Source organism: Ruegeria sp. A4 (assembly GCF_056543025.1).
This window is the reverse complement of the sequence record NZ_JBQGAW010000001.1, coordinates 836,516-860,640: the sequence shown is the minus strand read 5'-3', so window position 1 is coordinate 860,640 and position 24,125 is coordinate 836,516. Positions and strand designations below refer to the sequence as shown.

Annotated in this window: 28 protein-coding genes; 19 read left to right on the top strand and 9 right to left on the bottom strand. The window is 60.3% G+C overall.

The features are described 5' to 3' along the window. Positions 1 to 9: 9 nt before the first annotated feature. Positions 10 to 996 (bottom strand): GlxA family transcriptional regulator, encoded by a 987-nt coding sequence (locus ACR0E2_RS04255; protein ID WP_480445332.1) that lies wholly within the window; start codon positions 994 to 996, stop codon positions 10 to 12. Between the two features lie 133 nt (positions 997 to 1,129). On the opposite strand from ACR0E2_RS04255, the gene bcoG reads away from it, so the two are divergent. Genes bcoG through ACR0E2_RS04235 form a run of 4 tightly spaced genes read left to right on the top strand, consistent with a single transcriptional unit; the run spans position 1,130 to position 4,652 of the window. After that, positions 1,130 to 2,044 (top strand): 3-dehydrocarnitine:acetyl-CoA trimethylamine transferase BcoG, encoded by a 915-nt coding sequence (gene bcoG, locus ACR0E2_RS04250; protein ID WP_152458196.1) that lies wholly within the window; start codon positions 1,130 to 1,132, stop codon positions 2,042 to 2,044. A gap of 60 nt (positions 2,045 to 2,104) precedes the next feature. After that, positions 2,105 to 2,422: a hypothetical protein gene (locus ACR0E2_RS04245; RefSeq protein ID WP_480445330.1), complete on the top strand. Its 318-nt coding sequence runs from the start codon at positions 2,105 to 2,107 to the stop codon at positions 2,420 to 2,422. An 8-nt stretch (positions 2,423 to 2,430) separates the two neighbouring features. Next, a complete protein-coding gene (locus ACR0E2_RS04240; RefSeq protein ID WP_480445328.1) occupies positions 2,431 to 3,897 on the top strand; it encodes a carnitine 3-dehydrogenase in 1,467 nt (488 codons plus the stop codon). Beyond that, positions 3,894 to 4,652 carry an SDR family oxidoreductase gene (locus ACR0E2_RS04235; RefSeq protein ID WP_171228183.1) on the top strand — a complete coding sequence of 253 codons (759 nt, stop codon included), beginning with the start codon at positions 3,894 to 3,896 and terminating at the stop codon, positions 4,650 to 4,652. The genes ACR0E2_RS04240 and ACR0E2_RS04235 overlap by 4 nt, the downstream gene beginning before the upstream one ends. Position 4,653: 1 nt before the next feature. Here ACR0E2_RS04235 and ACR0E2_RS04230 read toward each other — a convergent pair whose 3' ends face one another. Continuing rightward, positions 4,654 to 4,836 (bottom strand): hypothetical protein, encoded by a 183-nt coding sequence (locus tag ACR0E2_RS04230; RefSeq protein ID WP_117868740.1) that lies wholly within the window; start codon positions 4,834 to 4,836, stop codon positions 4,654 to 4,656. A gap of 79 nt (positions 4,837 to 4,915) precedes the next feature. After that, a complete protein-coding gene (locus ACR0E2_RS04225; RefSeq protein ID WP_480445327.1) occupies positions 4,916 to 5,785 on the bottom strand; it encodes a helix-turn-helix domain-containing protein in 870 nt (289 codons plus the stop codon). Positions 5,786 to 5,893: 108 nt separating this feature from the next. Between ACR0E2_RS04225 and ACR0E2_RS04220 the strand changes: the two genes are divergently transcribed. From ACR0E2_RS04220 to ACR0E2_RS04210, 3 genes are read left to right on the top strand one after another with little or no spacing between them, the layout of a single operon-like run. Further along, positions 5,894 to 6,097, top strand: coding sequence for a DUF2061 domain-containing protein (locus tag ACR0E2_RS04220; protein WP_480445325.1), 204 nt, complete (start codon positions 5,894 to 5,896; stop codon positions 6,095 to 6,097). Then, positions 6,090 to 6,992 (top strand): fatty acid desaturase, encoded by a 903-nt coding sequence (locus ACR0E2_RS04215; protein ID WP_480445324.1) that lies wholly within the window; start codon positions 6,090 to 6,092, stop codon positions 6,990 to 6,992. Before ACR0E2_RS04220 ends, ACR0E2_RS04215 begins: the two co-directional genes overlap by 8 nt. A gap of 21 nt (positions 6,993 to 7,013) precedes the next feature. After that, positions 7,014 to 7,916 carry an EamA family transporter gene (locus ACR0E2_RS04210; RefSeq protein WP_171328171.1) on the top strand — a complete coding sequence of 301 codons (903 nt, stop codon included), beginning with the start codon at positions 7,014 to 7,016 and terminating at the stop codon, positions 7,914 to 7,916. On the opposite strand, the gene ACR0E2_RS04205 is transcribed toward ACR0E2_RS04210, so the two are convergent. The 4 genes from ACR0E2_RS04205 to ACR0E2_RS04190 all read right to left on the bottom strand — a co-directional run bounded on the left by ACR0E2_RS04205 (position 7,913) and on the right by ACR0E2_RS04190 (position 12,768). After that, entirely contained in the window at positions 7,913 to 9,259 is a 1,347-nt protein-coding gene (locus tag ACR0E2_RS04205) for a DEAD/DEAH box helicase (RefSeq protein ID WP_480445322.1), read from the bottom strand. The genes ACR0E2_RS04210 and ACR0E2_RS04205 overlap by 4 nt on opposite strands. A gap of 185 nt (positions 9,260 to 9,444) precedes the next feature. Beyond that, entirely contained in the window at positions 9,445 to 10,374 is a 930-nt protein-coding gene (locus tag ACR0E2_RS04200; RefSeq protein WP_480445321.1) for a glycosyltransferase family 2 protein, read from the bottom strand. Further along, on the bottom strand, positions 10,371 to 11,114 hold the full coding sequence (locus ACR0E2_RS04195) for a hypothetical protein (protein WP_171328172.1): 744 nt from the start codon (positions 11,112 to 11,114) through the stop codon (positions 10,371 to 10,373). Before ACR0E2_RS04195 ends, ACR0E2_RS04200 begins: the two co-directional genes overlap by 4 nt. Before the next feature lie 49 nt (positions 11,115 to 11,163). After that, positions 11,164 to 12,768, bottom strand: coding sequence for a peptide chain release factor 3 (locus tag ACR0E2_RS04190; protein WP_171228366.1), 1,605 nt, complete (start codon positions 12,766 to 12,768; stop codon positions 11,164 to 11,166). A gap of 109 nt (positions 12,769 to 12,877) precedes the next feature. Here ACR0E2_RS04190 and ACR0E2_RS04185 point away from each other — a divergent pair, with 109 nt between their 5' ends. The 8 genes from ACR0E2_RS04185 to ACR0E2_RS04150 all read left to right on the top strand — a co-directional run bounded on the left by ACR0E2_RS04185 (position 12,878) and on the right by ACR0E2_RS04150 (position 20,312). Further along, positions 12,878 to 13,240 carry a nuclear transport factor 2 family protein gene (locus tag ACR0E2_RS04185; RefSeq protein WP_152458185.1) on the top strand — a complete coding sequence of 121 codons (363 nt, stop codon included), beginning with the start codon at positions 12,878 to 12,880 and terminating at the stop codon, positions 13,238 to 13,240. A 73-nt stretch (positions 13,241 to 13,313) separates the two neighbouring features. Beyond that, positions 13,314 to 14,093, top strand: a complete 780-nt coding sequence (locus tag ACR0E2_RS04180) for an SDR family oxidoreductase (protein ID WP_171639979.1) — start codon at positions 13,314 to 13,316, stop codon at positions 14,091 to 14,093. Positions 14,094 to 14,095: 2 nt separating this feature from the next. Beyond that, on the top strand, positions 14,096 to 15,208 hold the full coding sequence (locus ACR0E2_RS04175) for a hypothetical protein (RefSeq protein ID WP_480445319.1): 1,113 nt from the start codon (positions 14,096 to 14,098) through the stop codon (positions 15,206 to 15,208). Between the two features lie 106 nt (positions 15,209 to 15,314). Further along, complete coding sequence (locus ACR0E2_RS04170) at positions 15,315 to 16,364, top strand: methyltransferase domain-containing protein (RefSeq protein ID WP_480445318.1); 1,050 nt, start codon at positions 15,315 to 15,317, stop codon at positions 16,362 to 16,364. An 80-nt stretch (positions 16,365 to 16,444) separates the two neighbouring features. Then, positions 16,445 to 17,539, top strand: coding sequence for an ABC transporter ATP-binding protein (locus tag ACR0E2_RS04165; protein ID WP_171231521.1), 1,095 nt, complete (start codon positions 16,445 to 16,447; stop codon positions 17,537 to 17,539). A gap of 114 nt (positions 17,540 to 17,653) precedes the next feature. Further along, positions 17,654 to 18,436 (top strand): 5'/3'-nucleotidase SurE, encoded by a 783-nt coding sequence (surE, locus tag ACR0E2_RS04160; RefSeq protein ID WP_480445317.1) that lies wholly within the window; start codon positions 17,654 to 17,656, stop codon positions 18,434 to 18,436. Then, complete coding sequence (locus ACR0E2_RS04155; RefSeq protein WP_152458180.1) at positions 18,433 to 19,083, top strand: protein-L-isoaspartate(D-aspartate) O-methyltransferase; 651 nt, start codon at positions 18,433 to 18,435, stop codon at positions 19,081 to 19,083. The genes surE and ACR0E2_RS04155 overlap by 4 nt, the downstream gene beginning before the upstream one ends. Before the next feature lie 62 nt (positions 19,084 to 19,145). Beyond that, positions 19,146 to 20,312: a peptidoglycan DD-metalloendopeptidase family protein gene (locus tag ACR0E2_RS04150; RefSeq protein WP_152458179.1), complete on the top strand. Its 1,167-nt coding sequence runs from the start codon at positions 19,146 to 19,148 to the stop codon at positions 20,310 to 20,312. Positions 20,313 to 20,373: 61 nt separating this feature from the next. On the opposite strand, the gene ACR0E2_RS04145 is transcribed toward ACR0E2_RS04150, so the two are convergent. Then, positions 20,374 to 21,045 (bottom strand): helix-turn-helix transcriptional regulator, encoded by a 672-nt coding sequence (locus ACR0E2_RS04145; RefSeq protein WP_171167846.1) that lies wholly within the window; start codon positions 21,043 to 21,045, stop codon positions 20,374 to 20,376. Positions 21,046 to 21,066: 21 nt separating this feature from the next. Beyond that, on the bottom strand, positions 21,067 to 21,372 hold the full coding sequence (locus ACR0E2_RS04140; RefSeq protein ID WP_480445315.1) for a hypothetical protein: 306 nt from the start codon (positions 21,370 to 21,372) through the stop codon (positions 21,067 to 21,069). A 222-nt stretch (positions 21,373 to 21,594) separates the two neighbouring features. Between ACR0E2_RS04140 and ACR0E2_RS04135 the strand changes: the two genes are divergently transcribed. The 4 genes from ACR0E2_RS04135 (at position 21,595) to ACR0E2_RS04120 (ending at position 24,112) form a co-directional block, all read left to right on the top strand. Beyond that, the gene (locus ACR0E2_RS04135) at positions 21,595 to 21,810 is read left to right on the top strand and encodes a twin-arginine translocase TatA/TatE family subunit (RefSeq protein ID WP_152458176.1); all 216 of its coding nucleotides are present in this window, start codon (positions 21,595 to 21,597) and stop codon (positions 21,808 to 21,810) included. A gap of 6 nt (positions 21,811 to 21,816) precedes the next feature. Next, on the top strand, positions 21,817 to 22,275 hold the full coding sequence (gene tatB / locus ACR0E2_RS04130) for a Sec-independent protein translocase protein TatB (protein WP_152458175.1): 459 nt from the start codon (positions 21,817 to 21,819) through the stop codon (positions 22,273 to 22,275). Further along, complete coding sequence (tatC, locus tag ACR0E2_RS04125; protein WP_171228196.1) at positions 22,272 to 23,153, top strand: twin-arginine translocase subunit TatC; 882 nt, start codon at positions 22,272 to 22,274, stop codon at positions 23,151 to 23,153. Before tatB ends, tatC begins: the two co-directional genes overlap by 4 nt. A gap of 116 nt (positions 23,154 to 23,269) precedes the next feature. Then, the gene (locus ACR0E2_RS04120) at positions 23,270 to 24,112 is read left to right on the top strand and encodes an ATP-binding protein (RefSeq protein WP_152458173.1); all 843 of its coding nucleotides are present in this window, start codon (positions 23,270 to 23,272) and stop codon (positions 24,110 to 24,112) included. The last annotated feature ends 13 nt before the right edge of the window (positions 24,113 to 24,125 follow it).

Here is a 24,125-nt window from a genome sequence, read left to right as displayed (position 1 = left end):
TGGATCCGGTCAGTGATGGGTGGGGTGCGCGCGCTCTTGCCTGAGGTCGCGGGCAGATTGGCCATGCGCGGTGCGGAAAGCGCGGGCGAAGCTGGATTGCGAGGCAAAACCGGTGGCCAGCGCGACATCCATCAATGGAAGGTCGGTGTCGGTGACCAGACGGCGGGCCTCGGCCAGGCGCAGTTGCAGATAGTGATCCTGCGGTGTGGTGTTTAGGCGCAGGCGGAACTGTTGTTGCAGGGTGCGCGGGCTGGTGCCCAGCTGGTCTGCGATATGGGCCAGTGGCAGGGGGTCATCCAGGGATGCCTGCATCAGCGAATTCGCCTTTGCCGTCAACGCGGTGTGGCGATGTGGAACGCCGGTGCGGCTTTGCGGTGTGCCGGGGTCCGGCGCGCCATCATACAGAAACAGGCCCGAGACACGGGAGGCGAAACCCGCGCCATGACGGGCGGCGATGATGTGCAGCATCATCTCGACAGCGGGAATCGCGCCGCCCGAGGTCAGGCGACCGTCCGAGACAGTAAAGCGGTCGGGGCGCACATCGACGTCGGGGAAACGAGTGGCGAAGTTTTCCAGGTCTTCCCAGTGGGTCGTCGCAGAGTGACCGTCCAGCAGCCCGGCCTCAGCCAGCAGCCAGGGGCCGCCGTCAATCCCGGCCATCGTCGCCCCGGTACCGGCAATGCGGCGCAGCCCGGCCAGCAGGCTGGGGGTGGCGTGGCGGGCCAGTTGGAAGCCCGCGACGACAATCATGAGGTCGCAGCCTTGCAGGCGAGCAAGCGGGATGCCGGGCACTTGCAAGGCGCTGGTCAGCATCGCGGGTTCGGCTGTGGCGGTCACATAGTCCCAGTCAAATGCGGGCCGGTCCGCTAGGCGGTTGGCAGCGCGCATCGGATCGACCGCCGAGGCGAAGCTGAGCGTGTTGCATTCGTCCAGCACCAGAACGGCGGTTTTCAGGGCCCGATGTTCGGGTTGCAGTATGTTTTTTGCGGATTGCATCAAGTTCGATTCGCATTCTGCCAAGTGGTTTTCCCAAGGCTGCGCCAGAGTCGGGCCAGAACGCAAATCGGAATCCGGGGAGAAGCCTGGGGAAAACCCAAGGCAAAACCGGGTATAACTTGGGGAAAACGCCATGCCTCTGGAAATGAACCGCGAAGTCTTCATCACCTGCGCCGTGACCGGCTCGGGCGGGACGCAGGATCGAAGCCCTCATGTGCCGCGTTCACCGAAGCAAATTGCCGACAGTGCGATTGCCGCCGCGAAGGCGGGTGCTGCCGTGGTGCACTGCCATGTGCGCGACCCCGAAACAGGTGCCCCGTCGCGCGATCTGGCGCTGTATCGTGAGGTGACCGATCGGATTCGGGATGCCGAGGTGGACGCAGTGCTGAACCTTACGGCTGGCATGGGCGGAGACATGGTGTTCGGCGGTATCGAAAACCCGTTGCCATTGGCCGAGGCTGGAACCGATCTGGTTGGTGCGACCGAGCGTGTGGCGCATGTGGCCGAATGTCTGCCCGAAATCTGCACGCTGGATTGCGGGACGATGAACTTTGCCGAGGCGGATTACGTCATGACCAATACGCCCGGCGCGTTGCGGGCTATGGGGCAGATGATGACCGATCTGGGCGTGAAACCCGAGATCGAGGCCTTTGACACCGGCCATCTGTGGTTTGCCAAGCAACTGGTGAAAGAGGGAATTCTGGAACCCAACGCCCTGGTTCAACTGTGCATGGGCGTGCCGTGGGGCGCGCCGGATGATCTGAACACCTTCATGGCGATGGTAAACAACGTGCCCGATGACTGGACCTTCAGCGCGTTCTCGCTGGGGCGGCATCAGATGGCCTATGTGGCGGCCTCGGTGCTGGCGGGCGGCAATGTGCGCGTGGGGCTCGAGGACAACCTGTGGCTGGACAAGGGTGTGCTGGCCGAAAACTGGCAACTGGTCGAACGCGCAGGCACCATCATCGAGAACATGGGCGCGCGGGTGATCGGCCCGCAGGAAGTGCGTGAGAAGCTGGGGCTGGTCAAACGGGCACCCAAGGGTTGACCTGTTTGCGTCCCTTGCCATGACCGGTAAGTGCAGGGGCGCAGCAAGAGGAAGTGAGCAATGCGATCGGTGCTTGTAATCTGCGCGACGGTTCTGGCCGTATGTCTGCCCCGGGTCGGGGTGGCACAGACCGCGGAAGATCCTTTGGCCCGCAAGGACTGCGAAGCCAAAGGGGGAAGCTATGAGATGGGCGGGCGGATACGGCAGTTTATCTGCTTTGAACCTTTGCCCGACGCTGGAAACTCCTGTGAAAAAGCCTCTGACTGCGCAGGGTTCTGCCTGTCGGACACCAAACAATGCAGCGCGGTGACACCGCAATTCGGATGCATTCCGCATCTGGATGAAGCGGGGCGCGCGCAGGTAATCTGTATCGATTAGAGGACAGCATGACAAAGACGGCAGCAATTATCGGGGGCGGTGTCATCGGCGGCGGATGGGCCGCACGGTTCCTGCTCAATGGCTGGGACGTTCGGGTGTTCGACCCGGACCCCGAAGCAGAGCGCAAAATAGGCGAAGTGCTGGACAATGCGCGGCGATCCCTGCCGGGGCTGAGTGACGTTCCGTTGCCGGCCGAGGGCGCGCTGAGCTTTCATGACGACATGGCCGACGCCGTACAGGGCGCGACGTGGATCCAGGAAAGCGTGCCAGAGCGGCTGGATTTGAAGCTGAAGGTTTACAAGGGCTTGCAGGAGGCTTGTGATCCAGATGCGATCATCGGGTCATCGACCAGCGGGTTCAGACCATCCGAGCTTCAGCACGGTGCTTTGCGGCCCGAACAGATCGTCGTGACGCACCCGTTCAACCCAGTCTATCTGCTGCCGCTGATCGAGCTGGTGCCGACCGACAAAAACCCACCGCAGATGATTGAACGGGCCAGGGAATTGCTGACCTCGGTTGGATTCTTTCCGCTGCATGTCAAGAAAGAGATCGACGCGCATATCGCCGACCGCTTTCTGGAAGCCGTCTGGCGCGAGGCGCTCTGGCTGGTCAAGGATGGCATTGCGACCACCGAAGAAATCGACGAGGCGATCCGGATGGGCTTTGGCATCCGCTGGGCGCAGATGGGATTGTTCGAAACCTACCGCGTGGCCGGAGGTGAAGCGGGGATGCGGCATTTCATGGCTCAGTTCGGGCCAGCCTTGAAATGGCCATGGACCAAGCTGATGGACGTGCCGGAATTCACCGATGAACTGGTCGACCTGATCGCCGATCAGTCAGACGCGCAATCCGGAATGCATTCAATCCGGGAACTGGAACGCATTCGCGACAACAATCTTGTTGGCATGATGCGGGCCCTCAAGGCGCAGAATTATGGCGCGGGGGCGGTGCTGAACCAGCATGATGCGCTGTTGAAACCGGGTGCTCTGCCGTCGCTGGATCAGGCGGATCTGAGCCAGCCGATCCTGACCCTGTCCCGCGCCGTTCCGTTGGACTGGACGGATTACAACGGCCACATGAACGAAGCCAAGTATCTGGAAGCCTTTGCGGCCGCCACGGACCGTTTCATGGAGATCATCGGTTGCGATATGGAGTATATCGCGTCGGGTGGCAGCTATTTCACCGCCGAGAACCACATCCGTTACATCGACGAGGTCCATGCAGGGGCGAAGATCGACGTGCGCACGCAGATGCTGTTGGGGCAGGGCAAGAAGCTGCATGTCTTTCACAGCATGTATGAAGGCGACAAGCTGTTGGCCACGGGCGAGAGCTTTCTGCTGCATGTCAGTCTTGAAACCCGCCGTCCCAGCCCGCCGTCGCCCAGGATCGAAGCAGCGATGGCGCGGATTGCCGAGGCACAGGCCGCTTTGCCTTACCCTGAAGGGGCGGGTGCCGCCATTCGGAAGCCATCGTGACTAGGCGCGTATTGGTAACGGCCGGGGCATCAGGTGTCGGTCATGCGATGGCCGCGGCGTTTGACGCCGCCGGTTATAATGTCTGGGTAACGGATATTGACCAGTCAGCCCTGGAAATCTTGCCCGACCATTGGGTGGCGCAAAGGGCTGATGTGACCAATGAGGCCGACATGAGCGCGGTGTTTCAGGCTGTCGGGGCCGCCGGCGGGTTGGATGTTCTGTGCGCAAATGCCGGAATCGCCGGGCCGACCAGCGCGATCGAGGATATCGATCTGGATGCATGGCGCGCCTGCGTTGCGGTCAATTTGGACGGGGCCTTTCTGGCCGCCAAGCACGCGGCCCCTATGATGAAATCGGCGCGGGCGGGCAGCATTATTTTGACCTCTTCGACAGCCGGTCAGTACGGCTATCCGTTCCGAGCGCCCTATGCCTCGGCCAAATGGGCGGTCATAGGGTTGATGAAAACGCTGGCGATGGAACTTGGGCCGATGGGCATTCGCGCAAACGCCATTTGCCCGGGTGCCGTGGAAGGCCCGCGTATGGAAGGTGTCTTGGCCCGAGAGGCAGCTGCGAAAGGCATGACCCGCGATGAGGTCTATCAGGGCTATGCCTCGGGCACCTCTATGGGGCGCTTTGTGGAAGCGCAGGATATCGCCAATATGGCCGTCTTTCTTGCTTCAGACGCAGCACGGCTGGTGTCTGGGCAGGTGATTGCGGTGGATGGGCACACGGTCAACCCCGACCCAAAACTGTAGGTCAGCCCTGATTTGGTCCGCGGATCTGGCGGATGGTCTGACGGACCGCCTGCCAATCCTGCGCCTCTTTCTGGTTTCCGGCGGCTTCGCATTCACGCATTTTCTGCGCGGCTTCCGCCTCGGCCCGGTCTCCGTGCGCGGCATACAGCGCGCGCGCATATTGAGCGGTTTGAATTGCGTCCATTCCTGTGGTCCTCCGTTTGTGATCGGAATGCCCGTTGGTTCGCGCCAAGGGACGATAGCACAGGTTTTGCGCCGCTGCATCAATTCTTGCCGGATACAGCCGTTCTGAGTTGTCGCAAGTGGTCCGGGAAATCGCGGGCGGCCACATCGGCCTCGCGCACAAGTGTGTCGAAGTGCCGTGAAAACGTCTCGATCCGGTCCCGGTCTCGGAACGCCATATAGTGACTGCCTGCATAAAAAACGCACAGCAGCGGCCCGAAAATCGTTACAGGGGCTGAATAAAGCCGTTTGGCATCGAACAGATAGACACGCATTCGGGGATAAAGCTGTTCACACAGCGCCAGCAGATGATCGATCTGCTCCAGACGAATTTCCGGACAAAGGCCATGGTAATACCCCGTGCCGCTGGCAAAGCTCTCGATCTCGAACAATGGCATGGCAATTTCGTAATCAGACTGCGCACTGCGCATCCACGCCAACCTGTCTTCGGACGCACCGATGGCCTGATCCGCCGTGCGCCCCAGATGGGGGGCATATTCCCACTCCAGCACCGCGCGCGTCTTGAGCATGTCGGGCAGGGTGGCCGGGACATAGCGGATCTTGTACCCGGCGGCTTCTTTGTGCCAGTCGAAAATCCGCTCATCGACCAGGGCGCGGGGCGCTTCGGTAATGGACAGGGTACTGGCCAGAATTTCCGCCGCGCTTTCCGGTCTGTCGGACAGGCCCAGCAACCAGTCAGCCGAAACGCCCAGTGCTGCGGCGCAGCCACCCACAACATGCGCATTGGGAAGACGCGCGCCATGATCGGCCAACAACTGGGATACGGTTGATCGGTCCACGCCGATATGGCGCGCAAGCGCGCTTTGGCTGACGTGACGGTCCTCCATCGCGCGGGCAAGGCGTAGGCGGAATTGAGCGGCGCGGTCGCGTTTGTCGATATTTTCCTGCATAAGATGAAAAATATCACAATTGATGAATTTTGTTAATCATATTCAGAATTTTCAGCGCATGCACTGAACGGTAACCCCTTTGTAAAAACAAAAAGAATGGGGTTCGGAATGGAAACGCGGCGAAGATCTGTCGTGAAAGCAATCGTGTGGAGTGTCATGGGGCTGGCCACCATGACGCTGGTGGGCCTGATCGCCACAGGCTCGGCCGCCGTCGGCGGGGCATTGGCGCTGGCGAATACCGCCATCGGCCTGGCGCTTTACATTGTCTATGAAAGAATTTGGGACGGAGTTTCGTGGGGGCGCAATGGCTGAGCCCTCGACACCCAAGTCGCCCGAATGGGGTACATTTGCCCTGATCGTCGGCTGCTATGCCGCATGGCTGGTCGGGCTGTTCTGGCTGGCGGATATTTCGCTGTGGTTGGCGGTGCTGGCTTTGGGCTTTGTTGCGGCCCTGCATTCGTCTTTGACGCACGAAGTCCTGCACGGGCACCCGTTCCGAGCCAAATGGCTGAATGAGGCGCTGATGGCGCTGCCGCTGACCCTGGCCATTCCGTATGACCGTTTTCGCGATCTGCATCTGGCGCATCATCAGGATGCCACCTTGACCGACCCGTATGACGACCCCGAGTCCAACTATCTGGATCCCAAGGTTTGGGCGGACCTGCCGCGCGGCGTGCAGGCTGTGCTGGCCCTGAACAACACGCTTCTGGGGCGGATGGTTCTGGGTCCGGCCATTGGGCAGGTGCTGTTTCTGCGCGACGAATGGCGGGGGCTGGGGCGCGGCGACAGGGCGATCCTTCTGGCCTGGGCATTGCATATCCCCGGCGCGGTTGCGGTGCTGTGGATCGTTGCACAATCGGCCATGCCGATCTGGGCCTATCTGATTTCGGCCTATATCGGGCTGGCGTTGCTGAAGATCCGCACGTTTCTGGAACACCGCGCGCACGAGAAGTCTCGCGCGCGGACCGTGATTATCGAAGACAGCGGGCCGCTGGCATTTCTGTTTCTGAACAACAACCTGCATGTTGTTCATCACATGAATCCCGCCGCGCCATGGTATCGGCTGCCGACGTTGTATCGGGATGGTAAAGACAGGTATCTGGCCTGCAACGAGGCGTATGTTTACCGCTCGTATGCACAGATTTTCCGGCAGTATCTGCTACGTGCCAAGGACCCGGTGCCGCATCCGCTCTGGCCAAAGTCTTGATTTGACGACACAACGGGTGACATGAGTCTCTGGATCCCTGTCACCATCGCCGCCGCCAGTTTTCAGACCGTGCGGTTCATGCTGCAAAAATCCCTGAGCAGCGTGAAACTGTCCGCCGCCGGCGCGACCTTTGCGCGATTTGCGTATTCCATGCCGCTGGCCGTTGCCGGGCTGTTTGTGGCGATGCTGACGACGGGCGCCAGCCTGCCTCCGATTGGCGGAGTGTTCTGGCTGTACGCCGTCATCGGAGGCACGGCGCAAATCCTGGCGACGATCTGTGTTGTGGCGTTGTTCAAACAACGAAACTTTGCGGTCGGGATCACCTTCAAGAAAACCGAAGTCATTCAGACCGCGATCGTCGGCTTTCTGGTTTTGGGCGACAGCGTTTCCAGCGGCGCGCTGGTTGCGATCCTGTTGGGGTTGATGGCGGTGCTTTTGCTGTCGAAAACCCCCGGAGGAGGCGGCGCCTGGTGGCGGCATCTGACCAACCGCGCGTCCCAATTGGGGCTTGGATCAGGGGTTTTGTTTGCCTTTTCCGCCGTCAGCTATCGCGGGGCCTCGTTGCAATTGGGTGATGTCGACGCCTGGTTCCGGGCACTGATCACCCTGGCCGCCGTCGTGACGTTTCAGTTTGTCAGCATGGGCCTGTGGCTGTTGTGGCGCGACCGGGCCGAACTGCGCGCGGTGTGGCAGACCCGATCCACCGGCGTGTTTGTCGGCCTGACCAGTCTGGGCGGTTCGTTTTGTTGGTTCTGGGCCTTCACCCTGCAAAACGCAGCCTATGTCAAAGCGCTGGGGCAGGTAGAACTGATCTTCAGCCTGATGGCCTCGATCCTGTTTTTCCGCGAGACGATCACCCGGCGAGAAATCGCCGGGATGTTGCTGTTGGGTGTCTCGATACTGGCCTTGGTGCTGGCGATTTAGCCGGCACGACGCTCGTCAAAGCTCAAGGCAATGAAGCTGGGCAGGTGATCGCCCATACCCACCACGGCCCGGCCATTGTCTTCCTTGCGCCCGCGGCTACGCCCTTTGGGCTCTCGCTCTTTCCGGGTGTCTTTCTTGGTTTCGGAGTCCCGGGCTTTTTTCTCGGGCTTCGGCTTTTCAGGCTTGGGCTCTTCCTTGACCGGATTGTCGATGCGCGGGATGTCCTTCTGGATCAGCTTTTCGATCGCAGCCAGGGCTTTTTCATCGCGGACCGAGCAGATCGTGATGGCCTTGCCTTCGCGCCCGGCGCGACCGGTGCGGCCGATACGGTGCACGTAATCCTCGGGGTGGCCGGGGACGTCGAAATTGAACACGTGGCTGACGGCTGGAACATCCAGACCGCGCGCAGCGACGTCGGACGCAACCAGCAGACGCAATGATCCGTCGCGGAACCCGTCCAGCGTCTTCATCCGCTGCGATTGGTCCAGATCGCCATGGATCGCAGCGGCGTCATAGCCGTATTTCTTCAGCGATTTCGCGCAGATATCGACATCTGTCTTACGGTTGCAGAAGATGATTGCGTTGGTACACTTTTCGCCCTCTGCGTCGATCAAGGCGCGCAGCACGTTGCGTTTCTGGCTTGCTTCGCGGTCCCGACGGCCGCCTTTGAACATGACAACGCCCTGTTCGATCGTCTCGGATGCGGTCGCTTGCCGGGCGACTTCAACCCGGGCAGGGGCGGACAGGAAAGTATCCGTGATGCGCTCGATCTCGGAAGCCATGGTCGCCGAGAAGAACAATGTCTGCCGCGTGAACGGCGTCAGCGAGAAGATGCGTTCGATATCAGGAATAAAGCCCATATCCAGCATCCGGTCGGCTTCGTCCACCACCATGATCTGAACACCGGTCAGCAGCAGCTTGCCACGTTCGAAATGGTCCAGCAGGCGGCCCGGAGTGGCGATCAGAACGTCGACGCCGCGATCGATCAGCGCCTCTTGTTCCTTGAAGCTGACACCGCCGATCAACAGCGCCTTGGTCAGTTTCAGGTGTTTGGTATAGGTGTCGAAATTCTCGGCCACCTGGGCGGCCAGTTCCCGCGTCGGGCACAGCACCAGCGAGCGCGGCATGCGCGCGCGGGCGCGGCCACGGGCCAGCAGGGTGATCATCGGCAGTGTGAAGCTGGCGGTCTTGCCAGTGCCGGTCTGGGCAATCCCCAAGACATCACGGCCTTCCAGAGCGGGCGGAATCGCGCCTTCCTGGATCGGAGTGGGGGATTCGTATCCGGCCTCTTCAATGGCTTTGAGGACCTTCGGGTTCAGGTTCAGTTCGTTGAATTTTGTCATGTATGTCCGGTTTTTGCGGACACTTGACCTGGCCCGCGCGTCAAAGATGTGCCGGGCCCGGATGGCCATGCGCGTTATGCGACATTTCGGCTTGTACGCGGACATAACAAAAACGTTGATCGGGGTCAAATGAAGAGAATTTCACCTGACCCTGCCTGTTGTCTGCGGTGAATTTCAGCAACAATTCAGCAACTTCCGGGGAAGTGTTTCTGTAGTTTTTCGTCCAGGTTCAAAGGGCGGTGGCGCAGCAGGCCGTGGCGTTCCAGGTTGGCGCGCACCTCTGCGTCCGCGCCGCTCATTTCATTGTAGAACGCACGCAGCCCGTCCATGCCCTGCTCGGCCTCGATCCAGTTGAGCAGTTCGTTCTTGCTCAGCCCGCCCTGTTCGCGCGGAACATTCGGAGCCATGCCGGCCTGGTACGAGCCACGATCCATGCGGAACTGGTAATGTGCTATCCAGTGGTCCCAGTCCGGGGCATGACGATGGCACAGATCGATCTGCGGAAGTTCGTATTTGCAGGGCAGCAGCACCTTGTTCTGAAACAGGTTGTGGATGCGGATGCTCAGGTTTTTCAACCCGGTGCGCACGAACAGCTTTCCCTGCACGTGACTCAGGAAACCGCCCATGACGAAGGCGCCGTAATTCGGGTAAATGGTCTCGACCAGCGCTTCGCGGTTCGGGCCATGCGGGATATGAGCTTTGTACAGGTCATCGCCCCCGGCCAAGGCCTCCAACGGGCGGACACGCACCGCGGGAACCGTGTCTGGAACATCGCGCAGAACATCGGAAATGGGGGCCGCCGGCCAAAGAAACTCATCCACATCGATATGTGTCAACCAATCCAGCCGGGTGTTTCGATAGGCAAAAGTGGCGTGAACCGACTGGCGCACCTGATGCTTTTCCGGCCGTGCGCGTCCGCGTTTTTCCCAAAAGGCGTCATCACAGTTACGGACCCGGACCTTGGGATGCATTCTCAGAGCCCTGAACGTGCGGCGGTTGGGTTCGTCCATGTAGATATATATGAAATCCGCCCCCAGTTCGAGGTGATGGGCCACGAACCGAAGGACGTCTTCGGTTGGTCCCCGGACCATGGAGACAATGCCCCAGGTGGTCATTTGCGCGGTGCGCGGGTGTCGCGCATGCGTTTCAGGCGTCGAAAAACTCCACCTGGGTCCTTGTTCAATTGGATCATCAGGTGATCCACCAGCGGTGCAATCGTGGGATCGTTCATCGCCTTGGTCCAGATCGGAGCGATGAGATTGACGTCCAGCCCGCCTTTTTCAAAGGAAAAGCCTTTCATCTGATAGGGCAGCGGGACGTGGTTCCTGTCCTTGAACTGAAACGGCGTTTCGGGGGCCAGCCCCGAGAAGAGCCGCTCGAACTCATACAGCTTCATCATGCTGAAGAACACGCGCAAGGCATGTCCGACCTCGCGCTGTGTCGGCGTTTGACCGTGATCCGCAAAAGTCTGAACAGACGATACCAGCCAACGCAGGTCGAGGGCGGAAAGAAGATGGTCGGAATGTTCGTCCCACAACCGGCAGAACAGCGCAGGGGCCTGACGCGGAAAGGAGCGTTTTCTGAGATTCGAGATCAGCTGGGCGTTCAGGAAGGCAAGCTCTGACTTTCCGACGAATTCCCGCGCGATCTGAACGCGTTTGCGATCCCAGGTGGTGCTGCGCCCGGGTGGCAATTCGGTGGCGGTGTCGGGCACGATGCGTTTGGCCAGATCATCCAGATCGACGTCAAGCTCGGGCAGGGTCAGGGTGCCGAACTGAAACGGGCTGCGCCGGTTCTCATAGCTGTCCAGCATGTCGGGCAGGCCACCGGGATAGGTCAGTTCGTCGTCACTCATGCGCGCAGGATTGCACAGCCAAACCTGCCTGTGCAATCAGACAGTTGCCTCAGGTCATCATCTCTTTTGTCGCGGTCAGGTTCAGCGCGGGATAGTCACGGACCACCCGATCGATATCCCATTGCAGGCGGGTCAGATAGACGATGTCGCCGTCATGATCATGCGCGATGTGCTGCTTGTTGGCGCCCACGAATTTCTCGACTTCGGCCTTGTCACCGCTTACCCAGCGGGCCGAGGTGAACTGCGATGCTTCGAACCGTACCGGCAGGCCGTATTCCATCTCGATCCGGCTGGCGAGCACTTCGAACTGCAATGCACCCACGACCCCCACGATAAAGCCCGAGCCGATCGAAGGCTTGAACACCTTGGCCGCACCTTCTTCGGCGAATTGCATAAGGGCTTTTTCCAGATGCTTGGCTTTCATCGGGTCGCCCGCGCGGACGCCTTGCAGCAGTTCCGGCGCAAACGACGGGATGCCGGTCACCCGCAGCGCTTCGCCTTCGGTCAGCGTATCGCCAATGCGCAGCTGCCCGTGGTTGGGAATGCCGATGATGTCACCGGCCCAGGCCTCTTCCGCCAACTCGCGGTCGGACGCGAGGAACAGAACCGGGTTCGAGATCGCCATCGGCTTTTTCGACCGCACATGGGTCAGCTTCATGCCACGCTTGAAGTGACCGCTGGCCATGCGGACAAAGGCCACCCGGTCGCGGTGTTTGGGGTCCATGTTGGCCTGAACCTTGAACACAAAGCCTGCAACTTTCTTTTCATCCGGGGAAATCTGGCGGGGTTCTGCGGATTGAACCTGTGGCTGCGGACCATAGGCGCCGATGCCCTCCATCAGTTCCTTGACGCCGAACGAGTTGATGGCGGAGCCGAACCAGATCGGTGTCATGTGGCCTTCCAATACTGCCTGCGGGTCAAGCGCGGGCAGCAATTCGCGCGCCATCTCGACCTCTTCCAGCAGTTTGTCCAGCAGATGCTCGGGGACGTGTTCGGCCAGTTTGGGGTCGTCCAACCCGTTGATTTCGATGCTTTCCGCCACCTTGTTGCGGTCGGCGCGGTCCATCAGTTCCAGCCGGTCGCGCAGCATGTCATAGCAGCCGATGAAGTCGCGCCCCACGCCGATGGGCCAGGCGGCGGGCGTGACGTCGATGGCCAGCATTTCCTGAATTTCGTCGATGATCTCGAACGTGTCGCGGCTTTCGCGGTCCATCTTGTTGCAGAAGGTCAGGATCGGCAGATCGCGCAAGCGGCAGACCTCGAACAGTTTCTGCGTCTGGCTTTCCACACCTTTCGCGCCGTCGATCACCATGACGGCCGCGTCCACGGCTGTCAGCGTGCGATAGGTGTCTTCCGAGAAATCGCTGTGGCCGGGTGTATCCACCAGGTTGAACCGGAAGTTCCCATAGTCGAACGACATCGCCGAGGCCGAGACTGAGATGCCGCGATCCTTTTCCATCTGCATGAAGTCCGACCGGGTCCGCCGCGCCTCGCCTTTGGCGCGCACCTGACCGGCCATCTGGATCGCGCCCCCGTACAGCAGGAACTTTTCCGTCAGCGTGGTCTTGCCCGCATCCGGGTGCGAGATGATGGCGAACGTCCGGCGTCGGGCGATCTCGGGCGGCAGGGTGGGTTGGTTCGAGGTATCAAGCATGAGCGCGCGTATATGCGGGGAATCCTGCCGAAGCAAGACAAAGGGTCTGGTACGAATCATGGGTCTGTGGCAGAAAGAACATATAGTGAACAAATGATGGAGTGGATCAATGAATTTGAAAGAGATTGCCGATGAACTCGTGGCTGGTTGCCGGGAAGACCGGGCCAAGGAAAACCTGTCCAAGCTGTATGCGCAGGATGCGGTGTCGGTTGAAGGGCAGGATTTTCAGGGAATGGGTCGGGAAACCAAAGGGATCGACGCCATCCGTGGCAAGCATGAGTGGTGGGAAAGCGCTCATGAAGTGTCTGGTGCGTCTGTCAGCGATCCGCTTCCTCATGGCGAAGACCGTTTTGCCGTGATTTTCGAAGTGCAGGGCACCGTGAAGGAAACCGGCGAAGCGTTCGAGATGCGCGAGGTTGGTGTCTATCACGTCGCCGACGGCAAGATCATCCGGGAAGAGTTCTTCTATTGATCGACGATCCGTTTCTGGTCTTCCCTGTCTGGCCGGTGCTAGACATGCGGCGATGACTGACAGGGAGGATCGTATGGATCTGGGAATTCAAGGAAAACGCGCGCTGGTCTGTGCCAGCAGCAAGGGATTGGGTCTTGGCTGCGCCGAGGCGCTTGCTGCGGCTGGCGTGAATCTGGTGATGAACGCACGCGGCACCGAGGTGTTGGAGGCTGAAGCCGCACGCCTTCGGTCAGAACACGGCGTCGAGGTGCAGACCGTGGCCTGCGACGTGACCACGCCCGACGGTCAGGCGCAGGTGATCGAGGCCGCGCAGGGCGTTGATATTCTTGTGACAAATGCCGGTGGACCGCCGCCCGGATCGTGGTCGGACTGGGAGCGTGATGATTTCATCAAGGCGCTGGATGCCAACATGTTGACGCCGATTGCATTCATGAAGGCCCTGCTTCCCGGAATGATGGAAAAGGGTTGGGGCCGGGTGGTGAATATCACCTCGCAATCCGTGCGAGCGCCGATTGCGGTTCTGGGCCTGTCAAACGCGGCGCGTACAGGTCTGACGGGCTATGTGGCCGGAACCTCGCGTCAGGTGGCGCCACACGGGGTGACCATCAACAACCTGCTTCCGGGCATCCACGCCACGGATCGGGCGGATTCTCTGGACAGCGGTGTGGCGGCGCAACAGGGTATTTCGATTGACGAAGCGCGTGCCAACCGTGCGGCGACGATCCCGGTCAGGCGCTATGGTTCACGGCAGGAGTTTGGTTCGACCTGCGCGTTTCTGTGTTCGCAACATGCGGGCTTCATCGTTGGCCAGAATATCCTGCTGGACGGCGGTGCGACCAACCTGACGATGTGATCATGGCGCAGGGGTTTTCGTTGAAAGATCAGTTGTTCAACGCTGAGAAGGTCAGTTTTCTCAGCGACTTGTTCTTGGATGCTGAACCGGGTTTCGACGCCTCTGCGTTTCAGGCACAGGTCATGTCACGTCTGCCTGAACTGGAACTGAAACAGCGCATGAGCTGGATCGCGACATGTCTGCAACAGGTCGTGCCGGGCGACTTGCCGACAGTCGCCCCGGTGATTTTGCGGTCTTTGCCGCCTCCGCTGGACCCTGCCAAATCGGATGATGATTTCGGCGATTTCATTTTCGCGCCGCTGGGTGAATGGGTTGCGGCCATCGGGCTGGATCACGTTGATCTGTCTCTGGATGTGTTGGAGGAACTGACGCAGCGGTTTTCGATGGAATGGGCCATTCGGCCTTTTCTGAACCATGCCCCGGACAGGGTGCTTGGGCGGATGCAGGACTGGTGCACCCACGGCAGCTATCACGTGCGCCGATTGGTCAGCGAGGGAACGCGGCCCCGTCTGCCATGGGGGCAGGGCATCGGTCTGGGTCTGACGGACCCGTTGCCGCTGTTGGATCGGTTGCACGGCGATCCGACCCGGTATGTCACGCGGTCGGTGGCCAACCATTTGAATGATATCACCAAGAAAGACCCGGGCTTGGTGCTTGGGCGTCTGGACAAGTGGCGCACCGAGGCGCGACAGACCGCGGCAGAGCTGGAGTGGATGACCTCTCATACGCTGCGCGGATTGGTCAAGGCCGGGCACCCAGAGGCGATGAAGATGCTGGGATATGACCCTGCTGCGGATATCGCCGTGACAATTGATCTGGGTTCCGAGGCCCGTATCGGCGAAGCGCTGGAGTTTTCCGTTGATCTGACCGGGGCAGGGAAACAACCGGTTCTGGTGGATTATATTATTTATTTTCAGCGCCCTGCGGGAAAAAAATCATCCAAGGTGTACAAGCTGAAACAAGCGGCTTTGAACAACGGCAGGCTCACTTTGGCCAAGCGCCACAGGCTGAAGGGTGATGCGTCTACCTTCAGGCTGATCCCCGGCGCGCATCGGCTTGAGGTTCAGGTGAACGGCGTTGTCCGTGCCGGCGTGGACTTTGAGTTGTTGGGTTAGTTGGGCGCAGGAACACTCACGCTTTCGTCAGAACGACCGTGGCCGGATTGCGAATGCAAGGCCGCTGCACTAGCTGCGTACAGACACGCATGACGGGGAAGCAGCGATGAAACACGATTCGGTACGGAATTATTATGGTGAAGTCCTGCAAAGCAGTGCGGACTTGCAGACCAACGCCTGTTGCACGCCGGACGACATGCCGGATCATCTCAAGCGGATAGTGTCCAGGATTCATGACGATGTGCTGACCCGATATTACGGGTGCGGTCTGATCGCGCCTCAGGATCTCGAGGGCGTGTCGATTCTGGATCTTGGCTGTGGGGCGGGGCGCGATGTCTATGCGCTGTCTGCCATGGTTGGTGAAAAAGGCCGGGTCGTCGGTGTGGACATGACGCCCGAACAACTGGACGTTGCCCGCGCGCATCAGGACTATCACGCCCAAGCCTTTGGGCACGCCAAAAGCAACGTTGAATTCCATCACGGCTATATCGAGAAGCTGGAGGAACTGGATCTGGAGCCCGGTTCCTTCGACATCATCGTCTCGAACTGCGTCATCAACCTGGCGACCGACAAGGATGCCGTGCTGCGCGGCGCGCACCGGTTGCTGAAAGAAGGCGGCGAGATGTATTTCTCGGACGTCTATGCCGACCGCCGTGTCCCGCAGGCGATGGCCGAGGATGAGGTTCTGTATGGCGAATGTCTGTCGGGTGCATTGTACTGGAATGATTTCCTGTCGATGGCGCGCAAGGCAGGTTTCGGTGATCCGCGCCGGGTGACGCACCGCCCGCTGACCATCGAGAACCCTGCGCTGGAAGAACGTGTTGCCCCGCTCAGATTCTTGTCGGCGACCTACCGTCTGTTCAAGCTGCCGGCGCTGGAACCGGCCTGCGAGGATTACGGCCAGGCGGTGATCTACAAAGGCACTGTTCCCAACGCGCCGCATGCGTTTGTACTGGACGATCACCACGTCATCGAAACCGGCAAAGTCTTTCCGGTCTGCGGCAATACCTGGATGATGCTGCGGGACACGCGGTTTGCCCGCCACTTCGACTTTATCGGTGATTTTTCCACCCATTTCGGCATTTTCGAGGGCTGCGGCGGCGAAAGCCCGTTCGAGGCAACAGGTGAAATCGCATCATCCGGCGGTTGCTGCTGATCTCTTGCACCTGAGGGGCGGGGTTGCTATCCCCGCCCAAGCCCGATGGATTTGATCGGGAAAGGCAATGGGGTCCATCGGTGACAGGTAACGCAACTCCTCCGCGTCTGGAAATTCGCAACATTATTCGCCGGTTCGAAGGGCGGGTTGTTGTGGATGACGTGTCATTGACCGTGCAGGCCGGCAAGGTGACGTGTTTGCTGGGGCCGTCCGGCTGCGGTAAATCCACCACCCTGCGCATGATTGCCGGGGTCGAGATGCAGGACTCGGGGGAGATTTACGTCGATGGCAAACTGATCTGCGACACCGTGTTTCGGGTGCCCCCAGAGCGGCGCGAGATCGGGTTGATGTTTCAGGACTTTGCGCTGTTTCCGCATCTGAGCGTGGCCAACAACGTGGCCTTTGGCCTGAAAGGCAGCAAGGACGAGAAACGAGCCCGGGTCGAAGAGCTTTTGCGCAAAGTGGACCTGATGCGGTTCATCGACGGGTTCCCGCATCAGTTGTCGGGCGGCGAGCAACAACGTGTGGCCCTAGCCCGCGCTTTGGCGCCACGGCCCCGGATCATGCTGATGGACGAGCCTTTTTCGGGCCTCGACAACCGTCTGCGCGACGGTATTCGGGATGAGACGCTGTCCATTCTCAAGGAAGAGGATGCGGCCGTTCTGCTGGTTACGCATGAACCGGAAGAGGCGATGCGGATGGCGGATGAGATCGCGCTGATGCGGCGCGGCAAGATCGTCCAGCAGGGCGCGCCATACAATGTCTATACCCGGCCGGCGGACAAGGCGGCCGTGGCCTTTTTCAGTGATGTCAACGTGTTGCGGGCGCAGGTGAACGGAGCGCTGGCAGACACGCCGTTCGGCCAGTTTCTGGCACCGGGTATTCCGGATGGAACGGATGTCGAGATCGTATTTCGCCCCCAGCATGTCAAACTGGATTTCGACCGCAACGGCAAGGGCCCGCTGCCGACCGCAACTGATGGCGTTGCCGCGCGGGGCGTGGTCGAGCGTGCGCGTTTTCTGGGAAACGAAAGCCTGGTCGAGTTTCGCATGGACTACGACGGCTCGATCCTCAGGGCGACGGTTCCGAATGTCTTTGTGCCCAATCCGGGCCGTGTCATGTGGCTGACCATTCGTCGCGACAAATGTTTCGTTTTCCCCGAGGCGCAGAGTTAACCTCGCGATTTCCGTGCAAGTGGTGCGCGAAAGCCTCAGATTGCAGGGTCGCGTCGCTTGCCGCATCGCGGGGCTGGGTCTATCAAGGGCCAAACGCGGGGGTAAATCGGGCACATGCGTATTCTTCTGACCAATGATGACGGGATCAACGCTCCGGGCTTGATCACGCTGGAGGCGATCGCTGCCGAACTGGCAGGTCCGGATGGTGAGGTCTGGGTGGTCGCGCCCGCCTTTGAACAATCGGGTGTCGGGCATTGCATCAGCTATACCCATCCCACGATGATCGCCAAGCTGGGCGAACGGCGTTATGCGGCGGAGGGGTCGCCTGCGGATTGTGTATTGGCGGGGCTGCATGACGTGATGTCAGACAGCCCGCCGGATCTGGTCCTGTCCGGCGTGAACCGGGGCAACAACTCGGCCGAGAACACGCTTTATTCGGGCACTATCGGCGGAGCGATGGAAGCGGCGCTGCAGGGGGTTCCTGCGATTGCTCTGTCACAGTATTTCGGCCCGCGAAATCTGGGGCTGGACGACCCGTTCGAGGCTGCCGCGCGGTTCGGGGCCGATCTGGTCCGGCGTATTTTGGATGCAACCCCGGCCGAGCAGGGCGATTACCGCCTGTTTTACAACGTGAACTTCCCACCTGTCCCGGCAGATGAAGTGCGCGGTACGCGCGTTGCCGCGCAGGGTTTCCGGCGCGACACGCATTTTTCGGTGGAGCCGCACAGCTCGCCCTCGGGGCGGCGGTTCCTGTGGATCAAGGGCGGCTATCAGCATAACCCGACTGCGCCGGGAACGGATGCTGCGGTCAATCTGGAAGGCTATATCTCGGTTACGCCGATGCGCGCCGACTTGACCGCATATGACATGCTGGAGGCATTGAAGGCGGTCGAATGAGCGGACTGGACCCGGAAACCGTGATGCAGTTCCTGTTTGCCCTGCGCAAACGGGGGGTCACGGATGCGCGCGTTCTGGAGGCAATGGAACAGGTTGATCGGGGCCGCTTTGTCACCGGCCTGTTCGCAGATCGCGCTTACGAGGACATGCCATTGCCGATCTCCTGCGGTCAGACGATCAGTCAGCCGTCGGTCGTTGGTCTCATGACGCAGGCGCTGGACGTTCGGCCGCGCGATACCGTGCTCGAGATCGGAACCGGGTCAGGTTACCAGGCCGCAATCCTGTCGAAACTGGCGCGCAGGGTCTATACGGTCGAACGCCATCGGCGGCTGGTCAGCGAGACAGGGAAGCTTTTTGCCGATTTGGGGCTTACGAATATAACGGCCATGTTGTCGGATGGATCCTTTGGCTTGCCGGAACAGGCTCCGTTTGATCGGATCATCGTGACGGCCGCGGCCGAAGACCCTCCGGGACCGCTCTTGGCGCAGCTGAAAATCGGGGGTATTATGGTTTTACCCGTGGGTCAGTCGGACACGGTGCAGCAGTTGATCAAAGTAACGCGCACCGAGGCCGGTCTGGACTATGAAGAATTGACGTCGGTCCGTTTCGTGCCTCTGCTTGAGGGGCTTGGCAAGGACGAGGCGTAACAGGCTTGATAAATTGGTCGTCGAAACCCCGGACAACAGGGGCAGGCGTTGAGGACAGAATTATGAGTGCAGTATCCAAATCAGCTATGCGTCGCTGCGCGACCGGAGTGGCCGCTCTGGCCATTCTGGCTGGGTGTGAAGGGCCACTGGATTATGACCTGCGCGGTCAGGTCGGCGGATTTTCGACCACTGATGCAGTGCAATCGGCAACAACGTCGCGCCCGTCGCCCGACAGCCGGGGGGTGATAACCTATCCGAACTACCAGGTTGTCGTGGCCCGACGCGGCGACACGGTGCGCGATGTGGCCGCGCGTGTCGGCCTGCCCGAGGGTGAGCTGTCTCGGTTCAACGGCCTTCAGACAACCGACACCCTGCGAGAGGGCGAAGTTCTGGCCTTGCCGCGTTCGGTAGGTGCAGGCAGTGGCGTAGATATCGCATCAGTTGCCGGAGCCGCCATTGATCAGGCCCCTGAAACGGGGGGCGTCCGGACAACGACGCTGGAGCCTGCCAAGCCAGCCCCGGCGCCCGTCGCAAGCGGGCCGGAACCTGTCCGCCACAAGGTCAAGCGCGGCGAAACGGCTTACACAATTTCGCGCCTCTATCAGGTGCCGGTGGAATCGCTGGCGGAATGGAACGGTCTGGGGTCTGACTTCACCGTGCGTGAAGGTCAGTTTCTGTTGATCCCGGTCAAGAACCAGTCCGCGCCACGTCAAAGCGCTGCTGCAGCGGCACCGGTTGCGGCCACCGAGGTAACGGAGCCGGGGCAGGGGTCGCCGACGCCGACGCCTCCAAGTGCCACGCAGCCCTTGCCCGACGAAAAGGTCGCGCCGCGCGCTGAAGCCCCTGATGTGACTGCCGAAGCCCCGACAAACACGCGATCTACGGCCCTGTCCCTGCCGGTCAGCGGCACCATCATCCGCGGCTACAAAAAGGGCAAGAACGAAGGTATCGACATCGCTGCGGCCCCCGGCACAGCCGTCACCGCGGCTGAGGCGGGAACCGTAGCGGCAATCACCGCGGACGCGGATCAGGTGCCGATCATCGTGGTCAAACACAAAAACGATCTGCTGACGGTCTATGCCAATGTTGATGACATCACCGTCAAGAAAGGGGATCGTGTGCGCCGTGGACAAAAGCTGGCGCAGTTGAGGGGTGGAGACGATGCCTATGTGCATTTCGAGGTGCGCAAGGGGTTTGAATCGGTGGATCCGGACCCCTACCTGAAGTGAGGGTGTATGGCCCTTTCGGGCCATGCCTCCGGCGGGAGTATTTTTGAAAAGATGAAGTGTGTCAGGCGTTTGGGTCGTAGTCGCTCAGGCGTTTGCCGGGTTCGTCCGCGAAGATCTCTGGCAGCGGCGAGACGGATTCGATCAGGTCGATGCGGAAGACGCGGAAGCCGTTGCGCAATTCGCACCATGCGGTAAGTGTCCAGACCCGTCCCCAGTATTCCATATGCAAGGGGCGGATGGTGCGTTCAGTCAGAACGCCGTCAATACGGCGGTAGGACAGCCGAAGCTTTTGGCGTGATTTGATGGCCGCGCGGATCGGAGCCATATGTGCAAGCCCGCGGGCTGCATCTGCAAAAGGGTAGACCGCGAATTTCCAGCTATCGGCTTCGGCCACAACCTGTGTGGGCAGAACGGCGTCGATCTTGTCTGCCAGAGAGTTCGCGGCGGCTTTCAGGTCTGGATCTGCGGCTTCGGCCACGATCGCCATGCCGAGGTTCAGGGCCTCAAGCTCTGCCGGGGTCAGATTCAGCGGCGGCAGGGTGATCTGCTCGCGCACCATGTACCCCACGCCGCGCTCTCCTTCGACCGGAACGCCCGAGGCGACCAGCGTGTCCATGTCGCGATAGATGGTACGGACCGACACTTCCAGCCGGTCCGCGATGTCCTGCGCGCGGTGCAGTTTGCCGTCGCGCAGGATCTGGATGATATCGAACAGGCGGTCAGTTCGGCGCATGACACGCCGTCCGGACCGCGCCTAGGCAGTCATGTTCCATAATACAGCCTCATGGCGCATCTGAACGCTTTCAGGGTTGATGGCTGCCATCATGCCTGCTGCACATTCCTGTTGCGGGAACTGTGCCGCAGCGTCCTGCGCGGCCTTCATGTCCGTCCAGACGACATAGTCCGTCCAGCTGCCGTCTGCGCCCTGGCTGAGCTGTCGGTGGGCAAAGCCGGGCGCGCTGCGAACAAAGGCTTCGGATGCCTTGCTGAGCTTTACGAACTCTTCAGGGGTGGTGCCGTTGGCAAGAGTGAAGGTGACGATTTCAGCAACATGGGTCATGTGAGTCTCCGTTGACCAGGTTTCGATGCCTTGTTCCTAGCCACTTCCAACTGACATAAACCTGTCAGTTGGAAAATGCGAGCCCATAGTTTTTTGCAGATGAGGTCAATTTTCGCCCTCAATCTGTGCCGGATCCCTTTTGGGACGGGGCCCGGGGGCGTAAACACGCACCCAGTTCATATTCCCGGCGCACAAGGGCGCCGATGAAAAAGGAGAAATGAGATGCTGAACAATATTGGCCTTCCCGGTCTTCTGCTGATCGCCGTTGTGGTTCTGGTTCTGTTTGGTCGCGGCAAGATCAGCTCGCTGATGGGCGAAGTCGGCAAAGGCATCACCGCGTTCAAGAAGGGCGTGAAGGACGGTTCGGAAGAACTGGAACAGGACGCGTCGGAACTGGCCAAGGACGTCACGCCTGAAACCGAGAAAGACAAGGCGTAAGCGCAGATGTTTGATCTGGGCTGGACCGAACTTCTGGTCATCGGCATTGTCGCCCTGATCGTCGTCGGGCCGAAGGACCTGCCGGTTTTGTTCCGCAATGTCGGGCGGTTTGTCGGCAAGGCCCGTGGCATGGCACGCGAATTCAGCAGCGCCATGAACGAGGCCGCCGATCAGGCTGGTGTGAACGAGATCAAGAAAGGTCTCAACGCCGCTGCGAATCCGGTTGGCTCGGCCATGGACGGCGTGAAACAAGCCGCGCAGGATATGGCAAAAAGCATGGATCCCACCAAGTTCGATCCTGACAGCGAAACCGGTAAACTGGCAGCCGAGCGAGCCGAACAGGCCAAGAAAATTCAGGCCTCAACGGCCCGCGCTGCCGCCGAGCGCAAGGCCAAGGAAGCTGCCGAGGCCCTGGCCAAGGCCGAAGAAGCCGAAGCGGCGCTGAAGACTGAAGGCGAAACATGACCAAGACCGACGAGATCGAAGATACCTCGGCCCCATTGATCGAGCACCTGGCCGAGCTGCGCACGCGGTTGATCCACTGCGTCGTGGCTTTTCTGGTCGGGATGATCATCTGCTTTACGGTCGCTACACCGATCTTCAATTTTCTGACCAACCCTTTGTGTGAGGTCCTGACCGAGCGCGGACAGGATTGCGGCCTGATCTTCATCTCGCCGCAGGAAGGGTTCTTTGTCGCGATCAAGGTCTCGCTTTTGGGGGGCTTCATTCTGGCGTTTCCCTATATCGGGATGCAGATGTGGCGCTTTGTGGCTCCGGGCCTCTACAAGTCAGAAAAGAATGCATTTCTGCCCTTCATGCTGGCCTCGCCCTTCATGTTCCTTCTGGGCGCCAGCTTTGCCTTCTATGTCGTCACGCCCCTGGCCTATGACTTTTTCCTTGGGTTCCAGCAATTCGGCGCTGAAGGCGAAGCCGTGGCCGATGGCGCGACGGCGGCACCGCTAAGCGTGGTGTTTCAGGGTTCGGCACAGGAATACCTGAACCTGACGATCAAGTTCATCGTGGCCTTTGGGCTGTGCTTCCAATTGCCGGTTCTTCTGACCCTCATGGGCAAGGCAGGGCTGGTCAGCGCCGAGGGTCTGGGGGCCGTGCGCAAATATGCGGTGGTCGGCATTCTGGTGCTGGCGGCGATCGTGACGCCTCCTGACGTGATCACGCAGATTATCCTTTTTGTCGTGGTCTATGGCCTCTACGAGATTTCGATCTTCCTGGTGGCCCGGGTTGAAAAGAAGCGGGAAGAGCAGTTGCGGGCCGACGGCTACTATGACGATGAAGAAGCCGAAGCGGACGAAGATCTGATGCGGGAATTCGAAGACGACAAGTAACCTGCTGAAACAACAGCCGAGGCGCGCCCCGTTCGGGCGCGCCTTTTTCGTTCGCGGGCCTTGTTGCGCCAATCAGAACATGCTTTGAACCGATCCGTATCTGACCGGAGGAGCCGATGGACGACCAAGCCCTGAACCGTATTGCTGCCGCGTTGGAGCGCATGGCGCCGGCGCCTTTGGCCACACCGGATTTCAATGCGGCCCCGGCCTTTGTCTGGCATGTGGAACCGGAACGCCTGGAACCGGTTGAACAGGTCAATCGCGTCGATCTGGATCTGCTGGTCGGCATCAATCGGTCGCGCGACACGTTACTTGACAACACTCGCCGCTTCGCGGCCGGCTACAAGGCAAACAATGCGCTGTTGTGGGGCGCGCGCGGGATGGGCAAATCCAGCCTCGTGAAGGCCGTCCACGGCACGCTGAGCGCAGATCATCCTGACCTGAAGCTTGTGGAGCTACAGCGCGAGGATATGGGCTCGGTCGCGCGTCTGCTGAACCACCTGCGCGCGGCGCCTTATCGGTTCATCCTGTTTTGCGACGACCTCTCGTTCAGTCACGATGACCAGCATTACAAATCGCTCAAGGCCGTTCTGGATGGCGGTATTGAAGGTCGCCCGGAAAACGTGGTGTTCTACGCGACCTCGAACCGTCGCCACCTGATGCCGCGGGACATGATTGAAAACGAACGTTCCAGCGCCATCAACCCGTCAGAGGCGGTCGAGGAAAAGGTATCACTGTCCGACCGCTTCGGTTTGTGGCTGGGATTCCACCCCTGCGATCAGGACGAATATTTTGCCATGATCGACCGCTATTGTGCCGCCTATGGCGTTTCGGTCGATGCCGAAATCCTGCGCGCCGAAGCAATTGAATGGCAGGCCACGCGCGGATCGCGTTCAGGCCGTGTCGCGTGGCAGTTCTTCGTCGATCTGGCCGGGCGCAACGGCGTTCATATCGCCTGATCCCAGCTTCATC

Bases quoted from the DNA above. Each gene is read 5' to 3' on its own strand.
- ACR0E2_RS04255 (WP_480445332.1), bottom strand. From the start codon at position 996: ATGCAATCCGCAAAAAACATACTGCAACCCGAACATCGGGCCCTGAAA.
- bcoG (WP_152458196.1), top strand. From the start codon at position 1,130: ATGCCTCTGGAAATGAACCGCGAAGTCTTCATCACCTGCGCCGTGACC.
- ACR0E2_RS04245 (WP_480445330.1), top strand. From the start codon at position 2,105: ATGCGATCGGTGCTTGTAATCTGCGCGACGGTTCTGGCCGTATGTCTG.
- ACR0E2_RS04240 (WP_480445328.1), top strand. From the start codon at position 2,431: ATGACAAAGACGGCAGCAATTATCGGGGGCGGTGTCATCGGCGGCGGA.
- ACR0E2_RS04230 (WP_117868740.1), bottom strand. From the start codon at position 4,836: ATGGACGCAATTCAAACCGCTCAATATGCGCGCGCGCTGTATGCCGCG.
- ACR0E2_RS04225 (WP_480445327.1), bottom strand. From the start codon at position 5,785: ATGCAGGAAAATATCGACAAACGCGACCGCGCCGCTCAATTCCGCCTA.
- ACR0E2_RS04220 (WP_480445325.1), top strand. From the start codon at position 5,894: ATGGAAACGCGGCGAAGATCTGTCGTGAAAGCAATCGTGTGGAGTGTC.
- ACR0E2_RS04215 (WP_480445324.1), top strand. From the start codon at position 6,090: ATGGCTGAGCCCTCGACACCCAAGTCGCCCGAATGGGGTACATTTGCC.
- ACR0E2_RS04210 (WP_171328171.1), top strand. From the start codon at position 7,014: ATGAGTCTCTGGATCCCTGTCACCATCGCCGCCGCCAGTTTTCAGACC.
- ACR0E2_RS04205 (WP_480445322.1), bottom strand. From the start codon at position 9,259: ATGACAAAATTCAACGAACTGAACCTGAACCCGAAGGTCCTCAAAGCC.
- ACR0E2_RS04200 (WP_480445321.1), bottom strand. From the start codon at position 10,374: ATGACCACCTGGGGCATTGTCTCCATGGTCCGGGGACCAACCGAAGAC.
- ACR0E2_RS04195 (WP_171328172.1), bottom strand. From the start codon at position 11,114: ATGAGTGACGACGAACTGACCTATCCCGGTGGCCTGCCCGACATGCTG.
- ACR0E2_RS04190 (WP_171228366.1), bottom strand. From the start codon at position 12,768: ATGCTTGATACCTCGAACCAACCCACCCTGCCGCCCGAGATCGCCCGA.
- ACR0E2_RS04185 (WP_152458185.1), top strand. From the start codon at position 12,878: ATGAATTTGAAAGAGATTGCCGATGAACTCGTGGCTGGTTGCCGGGAA.
- ACR0E2_RS04180 (WP_171639979.1), top strand. From the start codon at position 13,314: ATGGATCTGGGAATTCAAGGAAAACGCGCGCTGGTCTGTGCCAGCAGC.
- ACR0E2_RS04175 (WP_480445319.1), top strand. From the start codon at position 14,096: ATGGCGCAGGGGTTTTCGTTGAAAGATCAGTTGTTCAACGCTGAGAAG.
- ACR0E2_RS04170 (WP_480445318.1), top strand. From the start codon at position 15,315: ATGAAACACGATTCGGTACGGAATTATTATGGTGAAGTCCTGCAAAGC.
- surE (WP_480445317.1), top strand. From the start codon at position 17,654: ATGCGTATTCTTCTGACCAATGATGACGGGATCAACGCTCCGGGCTTG.
- ACR0E2_RS04155 (WP_152458180.1), top strand. From the start codon at position 18,433: ATGAGCGGACTGGACCCGGAAACCGTGATGCAGTTCCTGTTTGCCCTG.
- ACR0E2_RS04150 (WP_152458179.1), top strand. From the start codon at position 19,146: ATGAGTGCAGTATCCAAATCAGCTATGCGTCGCTGCGCGACCGGAGTG.
- ACR0E2_RS04145 (WP_171167846.1), bottom strand. From the start codon at position 21,045: ATGCGCCGAACTGACCGCCTGTTCGATATCATCCAGATCCTGCGCGAC.
- ACR0E2_RS04140 (WP_480445315.1), bottom strand. From the start codon at position 21,372: ATGACCCATGTTGCTGAAATCGTCACCTTCACTCTTGCCAACGGCACC.
- ACR0E2_RS04135 (WP_152458176.1), top strand. From the start codon at position 21,595: ATGCTGAACAATATTGGCCTTCCCGGTCTTCTGCTGATCGCCGTTGTG.
- tatB (WP_152458175.1), top strand. From the start codon at position 21,817: ATGTTTGATCTGGGCTGGACCGAACTTCTGGTCATCGGCATTGTCGCC.
- tatC (WP_171228196.1), top strand. From the start codon at position 22,272: ATGACCAAGACCGACGAGATCGAAGATACCTCGGCCCCATTGATCGAG.
- ACR0E2_RS04120 (WP_152458173.1), top strand. From the start codon at position 23,270: ATGGACGACCAAGCCCTGAACCGTATTGCTGCCGCGTTGGAGCGCATG.